The sequence below is a fragment of the Pseudomonas sp. KB_15 genome (genome assembly GCF_052114525.1).
GTDB lineage: Bacteria > Pseudomonadota > Gammaproteobacteria > Pseudomonadales > Pseudomonadaceae > Aquipseudomonas.
Genome location: NZ_JBFREX010000002.1, coordinates 1 through 12,282 on the forward strand (window position 1 = coordinate 1; position 12,282 = coordinate 12,282).

13 protein-coding genes are annotated in these 12,282 nt (G+C 61.3%); 2 read left to right on the forward strand and 11 right to left on the reverse strand.

Going from position 1 to position 12,282, the window contains the following annotated elements; genetic code table 11:
- Window positions 1-231: 231 nt before the first annotated feature.
- The 4 genes from AB4Z35_RS02475 to AB4Z35_RS02490 are packed head-to-tail and all read right to left on the reverse strand — an operon-like array spanning window position 232 to window position 2,523.
- Window positions 232-795, reverse strand: coding sequence for a DUF4136 domain-containing protein (locus AB4Z35_RS02475; RefSeq protein ID WP_007994198.1), 564 nt, complete (start codon window positions 793-795; stop codon window positions 232-234).
- A 55-nt stretch (window positions 796-850) separates the two neighbouring features.
- On the reverse strand, window positions 851-1,459 hold the full coding sequence (locus AB4Z35_RS02480) for a DUF4136 domain-containing protein (protein WP_007994199.1): 609 nt from the start codon (window positions 1,457-1,459) through the stop codon (window positions 851-853).
- Between the two features lie 12 nt (window positions 1,460-1,471).
- Window positions 1,472-2,221, reverse strand: a complete 750-nt coding sequence (locus AB4Z35_RS02485; protein ID WP_007994202.1) for a methyltransferase domain-containing protein — start codon at window positions 2,219-2,221, stop codon at window positions 1,472-1,474.
- Entirely contained in the window at window positions 2,221-2,523 is a 303-nt protein-coding gene (locus tag AB4Z35_RS02490; RefSeq protein WP_007971343.1) for a MazG-like family protein, read from the reverse strand. Before AB4Z35_RS02490 ends, AB4Z35_RS02485 begins: the two co-directional genes overlap by 1 nt.
- Window positions 2,524-2,796: 273 nt before the next feature.
- On the opposite strand from AB4Z35_RS02490, the gene AB4Z35_RS02495 reads away from it, so the two are divergent.
- The gene (locus AB4Z35_RS02495) at window positions 2,797-3,090 is read left to right on the forward strand and encodes a hypothetical protein (protein ID WP_007994207.1); all 294 of its coding nucleotides are present in this window, start codon (window positions 2,797-2,799) and stop codon (window positions 3,088-3,090) included.
- Between the two features lie 160 nt (window positions 3,091-3,250).
- On the forward strand, window positions 3,251-4,600 hold the full coding sequence (locus tag AB4Z35_RS02500; protein WP_442095912.1) for an MATE family efflux transporter: 1,350 nt from the start codon (window positions 3,251-3,253) through the stop codon (window positions 4,598-4,600).
- Here AB4Z35_RS02500 and AB4Z35_RS02505 read toward each other — a convergent pair.
- From AB4Z35_RS02505 to AB4Z35_RS02535, 7 genes are all read right to left on the reverse strand, one after another.
- On the reverse strand, window positions 4,594-5,469 hold the full coding sequence (locus tag AB4Z35_RS02505) for an alpha/beta hydrolase (protein WP_442095913.1): 876 nt from the start codon (window positions 5,467-5,469) through the stop codon (window positions 4,594-4,596). The two genes, AB4Z35_RS02500 and AB4Z35_RS02505, sit on opposite strands and share 7 nt — an antisense overlap.
- Before the next feature lie 11 nt (window positions 5,470-5,480).
- Entirely contained in the window at window positions 5,481-6,281 is an 801-nt protein-coding gene (locus AB4Z35_RS02510; protein ID WP_442095914.1) for a DUF4123 domain-containing protein, read from the reverse strand.
- Window positions 6,278-7,597, reverse strand: coding sequence for a type VI secretion system Vgr family protein (locus tag AB4Z35_RS02515; RefSeq protein ID WP_442095915.1), 1,320 nt, complete (start codon window positions 7,595-7,597; stop codon window positions 6,278-6,280). The genes AB4Z35_RS02510 and AB4Z35_RS02515 overlap by 4 nt, the downstream gene beginning before the upstream one ends.
- Before the next feature lie 231 nt (window positions 7,598-7,828).
- The gene (speA, locus tag AB4Z35_RS02520; RefSeq protein ID WP_007994217.1) at window positions 7,829-9,742 is read right to left on the reverse strand and encodes an arginine decarboxylase; all 1,914 of its coding nucleotides are present in this window, start codon (window positions 9,740-9,742) and stop codon (window positions 7,829-7,831) included.
- A gap of 219 nt (window positions 9,743-9,961) precedes the next feature.
- Entirely contained in the window at window positions 9,962-10,333 is a 372-nt protein-coding gene (locus AB4Z35_RS02525; protein ID WP_007991289.1) for a translation initiation factor Sui1, read from the reverse strand.
- Window positions 10,334-10,635: 302 nt separating this feature from the next.
- Window positions 10,636-11,205 (reverse strand): NUDIX hydrolase, encoded by a 570-nt coding sequence (locus AB4Z35_RS02530; protein ID WP_007994219.1) that lies wholly within the window; start codon window positions 11,203-11,205, stop codon window positions 10,636-10,638.
- Between the two features lie 3 nt (window positions 11,206-11,208).
- The gene (locus AB4Z35_RS02535; RefSeq protein WP_442095916.1) at window positions 11,209-12,276 is read right to left on the reverse strand and encodes a DUF2333 family protein; all 1,068 of its coding nucleotides are present in this window, start codon (window positions 12,274-12,276) and stop codon (window positions 11,209-11,211) included.
- Window positions 12,277-12,282 lie beyond the last annotated feature (6 nt).

Here is a 12,282-nt window from a genome sequence, read left to right on the forward strand (position 1 = left end):
CGACCGGAGGCGATGCCCCCGGATGAATGCCGGAGCGAAGGAACCCCGAGCCTAAGCGAGGGGCCGTACGTCAGGGGCGAGCGTTTTTTTGCTTACTTTTTTTAGGCGCTTGTAAAAAAAGTGAGTCGCCGTAAGGGCGAAACCGCCAGCCGCCGTCACCGCAGCAATGGATATGTACACCATCCAAAAAAAACCCCTGTGGGCGCACAGGGGTTGAATGGCAGGCTGATTCTAGGATAAGTGCGGTGGATAGTTGGCCAATATCCGCGTAACCGTTTCCCAGATGGCATCGCGACGATCCGTCGGGTTCGGCGTGCGGCTGAGTATCTGTTCGTCACTGCCGCGCCACACCAGTTTGCCGTCCTTGCCATCGAGCAAGTCGATCTGGATGGTCGCCACTTTGTAGCTGACATTGCGGGTTTCGTTGTACATCGGTGCGCCGTAGTAGCCATACCACGGGTTGCCCCACCCACCGCCGTAATTGGTGGTCACCTGTTGTTGCCGCTCTTCGACGATCAGGTAGGTCTGTACATTCAAGTCACCCTTGGCACCCGCGGCGGCCGGGCGCAAACCGCGCTGATCCAGTTGATCGGCAACTGCCTGGCGGACGCGCTGTTCGGTCAGGTCGCTCTTGATCCGTGGATCATCGGGACGGTATTGCAGGGCGGGTTCTTTCCAGCTCCAGCTGCGATAGGCAGCAAAGTCGCGGCTGGCGTCGAAGTCATGATTGACCTGGTTGGCGGCGCAGGCACTGAGCAGCGCGGCCACTGCCAGTAAAACAAAACGGCGGAACATGATGATTCTCCGGTTGAAGACATGATCCCGTGGAACGCTTCTTATCTACAAGAAGCTAACTAGGAGGATACGCCGACATTGCCTTTTCCACAGCCTCCCGTATGGCATCGGCCCGCTCGCTTTCGCTGCCCCGGTTGCCGGTTTCAGCGCTGGAGCTCCATATCGGCTGACCGCTTTTGGCGTCAAACATGTCCACCTGCACAACCACGACCTGTTCCTGATAGGTACGGATGATCGGCACGGTGGCGTATCCGCCATATCCAGGGCCGTAGCCGTTGTAGCCGCCATAACCGCCGCCGTAATAGTCGTCCCGAACCTGACGCAAGCGGGTTTCCATCCGCAGGTCGGCACTGACAAACAGGTCGGCCGGACGATTGTCGTGCAACGGGCGCAAGCCGCGTTGATCCAGCGCATTGCTGACCGCTTCAGCGACCTGCGCCGAGTCGGCCCAGGCGGTGCCCGCTGGCAGATGCCCATTGAGCCATGCCCAACTGCGGTAGCGTCCATAGTCACGCGGGGCTGCCGGGTAAGCGCTGCGGTCAAAGGTGGTGGCGGCCTGGGGTGGCGCCGGTGGCAAAGGGTTGGACGTGGCGACATAAGGGTTGCTGCCCTGACAAGCGGCCAGTCCCAGGCAGAACACCAGTACACCTGAATGATTTTTCATTTCGTGCTCCGATCAGACAGGCCGACAGATCCAGTGCAAGTAACGCCCAAGCCCGGCAAAGCTTGGATGACGACGGTGGGCCAGTTCCATTTCCAGCAGGTCCACCAGCTCGGCGCGGGCCTGGAACTCCACCGGCATGTAATCGTGAAAAACCCGCACTCCACTCTGACTTTCGACCTGCCACAGGCCTTCAAGTTGCGCCGCCAGCTCGCGCGGATCCAGGGGCTGTTGCGGGGTCAGGCTCTGCTTTTCGCCGGCCATGTCGTTCTTGCGCATCTTGCGGAAATGGCCCTTGAGCAAGTTGCGATAAATCAGCGCGTCGCGGTTGTAGAACGCCAGGGACAGCCAGCCGTCCGCCTTGGTCAGTTGATGCAGCACCGGCAGGATGGCGTGGGGTTCGGCCAGCCATTCCAGCACGGCATGACACAGCACCAGGTCGTAGGGCTCGGTGAGCTGCCCGAGCAGTTCCTGCCACGGTGCCTGAATGAACGTGGCGCTCTGCCCGGCTTCGGCAAAGCGTTGACGGGCGCCTTCGAGCATCGGCTCGGCAGGCTCGGCGAGGGTCACCTGATGGCCGCGCTGGGCCAGCCACAACGACATGTGGCCAAGTCCGGCGCCGATATCCAGAACACGCAGCGGCCGGTCGGGCAAGATTTCGGCCAGATCGGCCTGCAACACCGCCAGACGGATGGCACCTTTGGCACCGCCGTAGATTTTTTCGGCGAAACGGGTCGCCAGTTGATCGAAATGACGGTCGCTCATCAGCTGAACCTCCGTTCGCTGTCCGCCAGTTTGCTGCGCACCACGGCTTCCATGTCCAGGCCCAGCTCGCTGCACAACAGCAGCAGATAAAGCACGATGTCACCGACTTCCTGCCCGGCGTGGGCGAGCTTGTCCGCCGGTAACTGGCGTGACTGGTCTTCGGTCAGCCACTGGAAAATCTCCACCAGCTCGGACATTTCCACACTCGCAGCCATGGCCAGGTTTTTCGGGCTGTGAAATTGCCGCCAGTCATTGCGGTCACGGATGGCGTGCAGGCGTTCGGTCAGTTCAACAAGGTTCATCGGGCTCTCCTGAAGGCGTATAGCTTCGGGGGGATGACCGAGGATGGCAAGTGACAACGGCTCAGTGTCCCGTTTGTTTTTTGTGGGAGCGAGCCTGCTCGCGAAAGCATTGGATCAGACACATCAATGTTGGATGTGCCGCCGCCTTCGTCGGAACGCCGCCCGGAGCAAGCTCGCTCCCACAGTTGCGGTGCAACGCTCTATGCTTGTGGGAACTCGGCAGCATGATCGACAGCCCAAGACTCAATTCTCATTAATCAGGATTCCCATTCCATGCAGGTAGAAGGTTTTTTCGAATGGCTCGGCCAGGTACTCGGCTCGATCATCCGCTTCATCGTTGATGGCCTCAGTGGGCTGTTCAATCTGATGAGCAACGCCAGCAGCAATTTTGTCGAAGGCTTGTCCCAGGCGCTGGGCATGGACACCTCGATCGTCAGCATCGTGACCTTGATCCTCGGGCTGATACTGCTGTGGTCGGCGATCCGCGCCTTTCTCAATGCGTCATTCATCATGGGAATCATCTGGTTGATGCTGGGGCTTTGGTTGCTCAGCTGGATTATTCACTGACACCACCGAACACCTGTGGGAGCGAGCTTGCTCGCGATGGCGGCGGCAAATCAAAAATTGATTCAACTGAAAGACCGCTATCGCGAGCAGGCTCGCTCCCACAATTGATCGCGGTTTGCTCTCGATGTGCCGCTACAATGCCCGCTCCCAAGGAGCCTGCATGTCCAACCTGACCACCGACTGGCGCGATCGCCCTACCCATCGCCGGGTCTGGGCGCTGGCCGCGCCGATGATTCTTTCGAACATCTCCGTACCGCTGGTGGCGCTGGTCGACAGTACCGTCATCGGTCACCTGCCCCACGCCCATCAACTCGGCGCCGTCGCGGTCGGCGCCAGTCTGTACACCTTCCTGGCCTGGGCCATGGGGTTTCTACGCATGGGCTCCACCGGGTTCGCCGCCCAGGCGGCCGGGCGCGGGGATGGCGCGGCCTTGCGGCAGATCCTGTTGCAAGGCCTGTTGCTCGCCATCGGCCTGGCCGTGGTGTTGGGTGCGGTGGGCGTGCCGTTGAGCGGGGTCGCGCTGCATTTCATGCAACCGTCGGCGGAGCTCGATCATCTGACCCGCGAGTTCTTCCACACCCGCCTGTTTGGCCTGCCGGCGGCGCTCGCCAGTTATGCACTGGTCGGCTGGTTCCTCGGCACCCAGAATGCCCGGGCGCCGCTGGCGATTTTGCTGAGCACCAACCTGGTTAACATTGCCCTGAACCTGTGGTTCGTTCTCGGCCTGGAATGGGGCGTGGTCGGTGCGGCCCGGGCTTCGGTCATTGCCGAATGGACGGGGGCGCTGATCGGCTTGCTGATGACCCGCAAAGCCCTGCGCGCCTATCCCGGGCATATCGCCTGGGCGGCATTGACGCTGTGGCAGAGTTGGCGGCCATTGCTGGCGGTCAACCGCGACATCTTCATCCGCAGCCTGGCGCTGCAATCGGTGTTTTTCCTGATCACCGTGCAAGGCGCGCGGCTGGGCGACGCCACGGTCGCTGCCAATGCCTTGCTGCTCAACGGTTTGCTGCTGACCGCCCACGCCCTCGATGGCCTGGCCCACGCCGTCGAAGCCCTGTGCGGACATGCTCTCGGCGCCCGCGACCGCGATGCCCTGCGCCGTTCATTGGTGGTGGCTGGCGGCTGGTCGTTGCTGGCGAGCCTGGGTTTTGCCGCACTGTTTCTGTTCGCCGGGCATCTGTTCATCGAGATGCAGACCGACATTCAGAGTGTGCGCGACACCGCGTTCATCTACCTGCCCTATCTCGCCGTACTGCCGCTGATTGCCGTCTGGAGTTACCTGCTCGACGGTCTTTTCATCGGCGCCACCCGCGCCAGGGAAATGCGCAACGGCATGCTGCTGACCGTGGCGCTGGTGCTGCCTTTCGGCTGGGCACTGCAAGGCGGGGGCAACCATGGCCTGTGGATAACCTTTCTGTTGTTCATGCTGCTGCGCAGCCTGACCCTCGGCGTGATCGCCTGGCGCCTGCGCCGCAATGATGGCTGGTTCGCCGGCGGCATTCACTGAACGGGCGTGGCCCCGACAAACGCCGAGACTTCATCCAGGACCGGCGCCAGTCCACGCAACGGACGGGACAACGTGGCCACCAGCGAGGCGTGACTGGTACGGGAGAAGTACAGGTCCTGCACCGGCACCCCTGCCTCACGCAACTTGATGGCTAGACCGCCAGTGTTGCGGGTCGGGTTGACCAGCTCATCGTCTGTTGATGCCATCAGCAATGCCGGCGGAGCCCCTCGGCTGACATGGTTGATCGGCTGTGAGCGCGGTGGTGAGTCCGGCCAGAAAAACACCGGGCGCACCTCCGGATTCTTGATCGGCAGAAAATCATAAGGCCCGGCCAGGCCTATCCAGCCGCGCAGATCATGGGGCGACATGCCCACTGCCGCCAGCAGGCCGGGGTCCAGTGCCAGCATTGCGGCGTTGTAGGCCCCGGAACTGTGGCCCATCAGGTACAGCTGTTGCGGGTCACCGGAATACTGGCGAATGTGTTCATGAGTCCAGGCCACCGCTTTGGCGCAGTCTTCGAGGAACAACGGATAGCGCACCTGTGGATACAAACGATAGTCCGCCAGCACCGCGACGATGCCCCGCGAAGCCAATGCCTCGCCGACAAAGCTGTAGTCGCTGCGTGAACCGCTGTTCCAGCTACCACCGTAGAAAAACACCACCACCGGGGTATTCGGTCGGGGTTTGCGTGGCACATACACATCCAGCTTTTGCCGTGGATCGCTGCCATAGGCAATGCCCTCGGTCTCGTCAAAGGAACCGCCGGGGGTCAAGGCATTGAGTATTTTCAGCGGCGAACAGGCGCTCATCATGGCCAACATCAGGCCAGCGAATGCCAGGCGTAACAGCCGGCGAACAGGCCGCGTCATCAATTTCGACCTCATGGCCAGGGTGGGTTGTTCTGCCACAGGCGACGCAGGCTTTCGAAGCGCTCCTGCTGAGTCCTGCCCGGCAATGGCTGCACGGGGACGGCGTCGGGATACTGCAAGCGTAGCCATATCCAGCCATCAAGCACCGGGCGCTCGCTGAAACCCAGCGCCACCCCCTCCTGCACATAGGCCCACAGACGGGAGAAATCGGCACCGGTGGATTGGTTCCAGCGCCAGGCATACTGTTCGAGCAGGCAGGTTTGCAGTTTTCCCTGTTGCGCGGCGCTGAGGCTCTCCTCGACTGCCAACGGGCTGACCGCCAGCCCCGGGTTGGACAAGCGTTGCCAGCCTTCAGATCCCGTCGCGCGGTCGGCCCAACTGCCGCCGAACCAGCGTAACTGGTGGATGGGTCCTAGCCAGCGACTCAGTTCAGCGGCATCGCAGGCATCGAAAAAATAGCTGGCCGTGATCGGGTTGTAGTAGCTCAAAAGGGCCCGATGCAGGCCAAGCGTTACCGTGAGCATGCGCCGCAAATGCGCGAGCAACGACGAAGAGCTGGCCTCGCTGGCCATCAGCAATCCGGGCCAGCGTTGTCCGTCGACGATGCACAGATCGGCCAGTGCCGGGCAGGTGCGCAGATCGACCAGGACCGGCCCCAGCTCATGCAGCGCATGCCACTCCGTACCTTCGAACAACCCGGAGCACCGGGCTTGCGCAAACATCTGCCGAAGTGCGACACCCGCCTGTGGCGTGCCCGGCACATCCAGCAACAGCCACTGCGGGGGTGCCTCGGGCATGCGTGTGGCGATCATGCTCCAGAGCTCTGGCCAAGCTGTGTCGCCAGACGACAGGTGCACAACGCCTGTGCGCAATGGTTGAAACTGCCACCGCCGGGCAGCAGGCACAACACCAGCAATGGCTCCCCCGACCGCAACCATTGCTCCAGGCCCTCATCATGGGTGCAACTGGGCTGGGGGGTGTCAGCGTCCGTCACTTCGACCGTTGTCGGCGCATGCAGCAACCCGGTTATCTGCGGTTGATCGGGATCGCCCTCGACAAAACCCACGACCAGTTCGGTCCCTTCCCGCAATGGCGAGAACGTCGAGGCCTGCAACTGCCTGGCCAGGGGTAACCAGCAATGGCTGGGCGCTGCCCCTTCGCCCTGATACAGCCACTCGAATTGCACCGCGACCGGCCTTGCCGGGTCAGGGCCTGGTTCATCGACCTCGACGACCCACGCCCGTTGCAGGCTATGCATCTGTGGTTTGACCGTCATGCAGGGCGGTTCGAAGAGTGTCGGCCAGTGCAGCGCACGGGCCTGATTGTAATATGGCGTCGTCGCATCCTGGCTGCCCCAATGCTCAACGTGGGTCAGCAGCCAGAGCCGATTGCAATCGGCAACCGGATGACCGGACAGCGGCATCAGCCGACCGCTACGCAAGGTCGCCAGGTCCGTCCGGCATTCGGCACACTGCGCCGCTGTCCCACCGCAACGCTGACGTTCGAACTGCCGCACCGCCGGCCGGTCGCCCTCACTGCGCAATACCGCAGGTTCGCCGGATGGAAAATGCTGCTGATCATCCCCAAATACCACACAGTGCCCGCGGGCCCGGTGTTCAAAGTGGTAGTGAAGCCGTTCCTGGGCGCACAGTCGCTGGAGAAACTGCAGGTCTGACTCTCGATATTGCGTGCAAAAATCCCGGGGCGGGTATTCGCCGCTCAGCGCCAGGCGTCGATCTTTGCCGGTAATGCCGTGCTCCTTGAGCACCTGGTCGAGGATTTGCGGCACTGAACGGGCGCTGAAGATTCGTTGGCTGAAGCGCTGGGCCAGGCAAGCCAGTTTTGGCCCCAGACGCACCTGGCAGAGTCGGGGTCCCGAGGCATGGTCACGCTGGACGAGTTCATGCAATTGTCCATGCACGTGACTTCCGGCTGGTCCGAAATGCAACGAGGCCGGGCGGTACAGCAAACTGGCGAGGTCAAGCACCGGGTCATCGATCAGCAGTTCCAGGTCGAACACGAACGGCTCGCTGATGGCTTCTCTACCGGTAAAGGCCAGGACCTCAAAGGAGTCGGGCAGACCTGCTACATCCAGACGAAATGACGGTTCGCTGACTGGATTGAACATCGGGGTTTCTCTACAGGAGGGGCGGCCGGGGATTCTCGCTGAGAGACATGGCCGAGTAGAGTGCCGAAATACAAATTAGGAAATAACCTACGTGAAAAGAAGACCAAATGCGTTGGGTCGTCGAGACGCGGGAAATTTCGTCTGGAATAGGAGAATTGCCGCACCAGGTCATCTGAAATTTCCGCAGCGAACGGAACATTTTCAGACAACCTGATGAGCGTGAGGCTTACCTCAGGAAGACAGGTAAGACGAACGGGTCAGCCCCAGACGCAAGGCATCGAGGAACTGCGTGCGCTCGGTTGCGCTGATGCGGGCACTGGCGCACTTGTCGCGGTAGTGAGTCATCAGTTCCTCCGGCGACAAGTGCACATAACGCAGCATGTCTTCGATGGTGTCGTGGGTTTCGATACCGGCGTGGTACACGCTGCCGTCGGCGTTCTGGTAGATGTTCACCGAGTCGGTGTCACCGAACAGGTTGTGCATGTCGCCAAGAATTTCCTGGTAGGCACCGACCAGGAACACACCCAGCAAGTAATCCTCACCTTCGTTCAGGGCGTGCACCGGCAAACTGGTTTCGATGCTCTGCTCGTCGACGTACTGGTTGATCTTGCCGTCGGAGTCACAGGTCAGGTCCTGCAGTACCGCACGACGCAGCGGCTCTTCGTCGAGGCGATGCAGCGGGATGATCGGCAGGACCTGGTCGATGGCCCAGGTGTCCGGCAGGCTCTGGAACACCGAGAAGTTGCAGATGTACTTGTCGGCCAGTTTGTCGTTGAGTTCGTCCAGCACCTGACGGTGGGAACGCTGACGCGCCTTCAACGAGTTGTGCAGGCGACGGCACACGGCGAAGTAGCATTGCTCGGCCAGGGCCTTCTCGGCCAGGGTCAGCTTGCCGTCGGCGTACTGGGCGGCGACATCGCTCATGTAGTGCGTGGCGCGCCAGTAGGTTTCGGTGACCATCTCGATGTCGGTCGGGCCCAGCAGGTCCACCAGCCACTGCACGGTTTCCGGCAGCGATTCCTTGTTTTCGATCTGCGGCACGTCGTCGTTGTGCTTCTCGACGTCGGTCACCTGCACCACCAGCATGGCGTGGTGCGCGGTCAGGGAGCGGCCGCTTTCGGAGAAGATGTGCGGGTGCGGCAGGCTCTGCGCATCGCAGAATTCCTTGAGCATCCCGACCACGACGCCGGCGTAATCGTCCATGTCGTAGTTGATCGAACTGGCGTTACGCGAGTGCGTACCGTCGTAGTCCACGCCCAGGCCACCGCCGACGTCGATGTGGTCCACCGGCAGGCCGAGGTTACGCAATTCGCCGTAGTAACGGATCGCTTCCTTGAAGCCGTGCTGGTAGTCAGCGAGGTTGGCGATCTGCGAACCCATATGGAAGTGCAGCAGGCGAACGCCCTGGTCCAGGCCGGCCGCGCGGAAACGCTCGACCACCGACAGCAGTTGCGCCGCCGACAGACCGAACTTGGATTTCTCGCCGCCGGTGTCCGCCCACTTGCTCGATGCCAGGGACGACAGCCGCACGCGCAGGCCGACTTGTGGCTTGACCTTGAGCGAGGCCGCTTCTTCGATCACCAGGCCGACTTCGGATTCTTTCTCGATCACGATGAACACGTTGTGGCCGAGCTTCTGGCCCATCAACGCCAGGCGAATGAACTCACGATCCTTATAGCCGTTGCAAACGATGGTGCCGCCCTTCGGCGCCAGCGCCAGCACGGCCAGCAGTTCAGGCTTGGAGCCGGCTTCCAGACCGATGGAAACGTTCTGGGTGGCGATGATGTTTTCGATCACCGCTTCCTGCTGGTTCACCTTGATCGGGTACAGCGCGGTGTACTTGCTCTGGTATTCCAGACGCTCGATGTTGGCGTCGAATGCGCCCGTCAGCTGACGCACGCGGTCTTGCAGGATGTCCGGAAAACGGACCAGCAACGGCAAGGACAGGCCGCTTTTGCGCAGCTGGTCGACTTGCTCGAACAGGTCGATAGGCGAGCTGCTCGGACCGTTCGGACGAACTTCGACGCGACCGGCGTCATTGATCGCGAAATACCCGGCCCCCCAATGGCGAATCCCGTAAACACTGCGGCTGTCCGCAACTGTCCATTGGCTGCCATCGTCTTTGCGTGTGCGTCGTACGGACATCGAAGTCCCCTATAAAGAAGTCATAGTGCGTCGCCTGGGTTCAGGCCGGCGCAGTCTAAAGAATGAAAATGACGGTTCGTCAACGAGGCAATAGACCCCGCCGACCGCAGTGAGTTTAGAAACCGGTCATGAACAGGCTCTGTGAAAACCATGTGGACGACGCCAGACCTGAATGCCATCAGGACCGGATCAAGCCGAGGGTGGTTTTCACAGAGGCTGCTAGCCGCCGGACTTCTTCGCTTTGAAACCGAGCTTGATCAGTTCTGCCAAGAGTAGCTCGACATGATCGCCCTGGATTTCGATGACACCGTCTTTCAACGCCCCACCGGTCCCACAGCGTTTCTTCAACGTCGTGGCCAGTTCCTTGAGCGCGTCTTCAGCCAATGGCACGCCAGTGATGGTGGTCACCGTCTTGCCGCCACGGCCCTTGCTTTCGCGACGCACGCGCGCGATGCCGTCGCCGGCCGGGATAACGGTCTGTTTGCAGATGCAGGCGTCCACCGGTTTACTGCATTCCGGGCAATGACGACCTGCGTCGGTGGAAAATACCAGGCCGCCCAGGGCGGCGAAGGATGCGGCTTTTTTGGCCACCGGCAATCCTCTTCGGAGGACAAAGACTGGTCGCAGCACTTGGGAAGGCTATCGACCGCGAAGCCCCACTCAGGCAGGGGCAGCGCTACTGAAACGGTACGACATTCATTTCACTGTAGGAGCGAGCTCGCTCGCGATGAACTCAAAAGCGACGCGTTCATTCTGGATGCCCGCGTTATCGTTGACGTCCATCGCGAGCGAGCTCGCTCCTACAGCAACAACCAGCAATACCGGTTCAGTTTAAAAAGGTCGCGCAGTGTAACGGCAAAAACGCCGATTGCTAAGAGCCAATCGGCGCCAATTTATAGCTGTTTTGCGACGTTGCTTTGTTGAGCCTTCAGATAGCGCTTCAACGCCGCCAGAGAGTCCGGGCAGTAAGGCTTTTGCTCGATCTCCAGCATGACCTGATCGATGGGGATAAAGCGCGCTTCCAGCACCTCTTCCGGTTGCAGGGTCAACGGGCCGTCCCACACCGCCGAGAACGCCGAGCACCACAGGCGATTGCCAGTGTCCTCGAAGAAGAAATGGTCATGGGCCGTCAGCTCCACGCCACTCACGCCCAGCTCTTCTTCCAGCTCCCGGGCCGCCGACTCGGCGTAGGTTTCGCTGGCGAGCACCATGCCCCCCGCCGCCACGTCCCAGTAACCGGGATAGATCGCCTTGCTCAGGGTGCGGCGATGCACGCACAGCTCGCCAGCGGAGTTGAACAACATAATGTAGGTGCCGCGCCCGATCAGCCCGCGCTCGCGCAAATCAGAACGGACCAGGGCGCCGAGCAGGTTGTCCTGCTCGTCGACCCAGGCGATCTGTTCGGCATCGGAAGCCGCACGGTGTGCGGCCTCTCGCATTCCATCGACAGAGTTATCAACCATGACTCAGCCCTGATTGAGCAATTGACGCAAATCGATCACCGCGGCGTTGGCCCGGGAAATGTAGTTGGCCATGACCAGCGAGTGGTTGGCCAGCACACCGAAGCCGCTGCCATTGAGGATCATCGGGCTCCACACCGGCTCCTGCGACGCTTCCAGTTCACGAATGATCTGGCGCACGCTGACCGTGGCGTTTTTCTTGGCCAGCACATCGGCGAAGTCGACTTCGATGGCGCGCAGCAAGTGCGACAAGGCCCAGGCCTGACCGCGGGCTTCATAGAACACGTTGTCGATCTGCAACCATGGAGTCTCGACGATTTCCTCGTCGACCTGCGGCGCCACGCCCGGTGCCACGACCTCGGTCTTCAGCGCAGTGTTGAGCTTGACCCGGCCCACACTGGCCGACAGCCGTTGCGACAGCGAACCCAGACGAGTGCCGACGTCACCCAGCCAGTTGTTCAGGTTGTCGGCGCGGGCATAGAACAGCGCGCTCTTCTGGTTCGGATCGGACAGGCGCGCCTGATAGCGGCTCAGGGAGTTGATGCCTTCCTGGTACTCGGACTCACTGGACGGCAGCACCCAGCTCTTGTTGTCGAAGTTGAAACGCGGCTCGGCCTTGGCCAGGTCGGCGTCTTCGGCGGACTGCGACTGCGAACGGGCGAAGTCTTTACGCAGTGCACGGCTCAGGTCGCGGACCTGCACCAGCACGCCGTATTCCCAGCTCGGCATGTTGTCCATCCACAGGCCTGGCGGGAATCGGTCGTTGGAAATATAGCCACCCGGCTTGGTCAGCAAGGTACCGGCGACGGTCTTGAGGGTTTCCACCGTGGTGTAGCCGACGACCATCTGCTTGCCTTCTTTCTCGGCGGCCAGTTGGGCGGTTTGCTGGACCGGGAACAGTGCCGGTTCCTGGCTCCAGTACCAGCCCAGGACACTCGCCACCAACAGGTAGATGCCCAGCAGAGTGGCCAGCGCCCGGCTGAACAACAGACCGCCCAGGTAACTGCGGGTCTCCGACTTCGGTTCAGGGGCACGTTCAGGCGCACTGCCTGTGCGGTTCTTCCAGTCCAGCATGGCGAT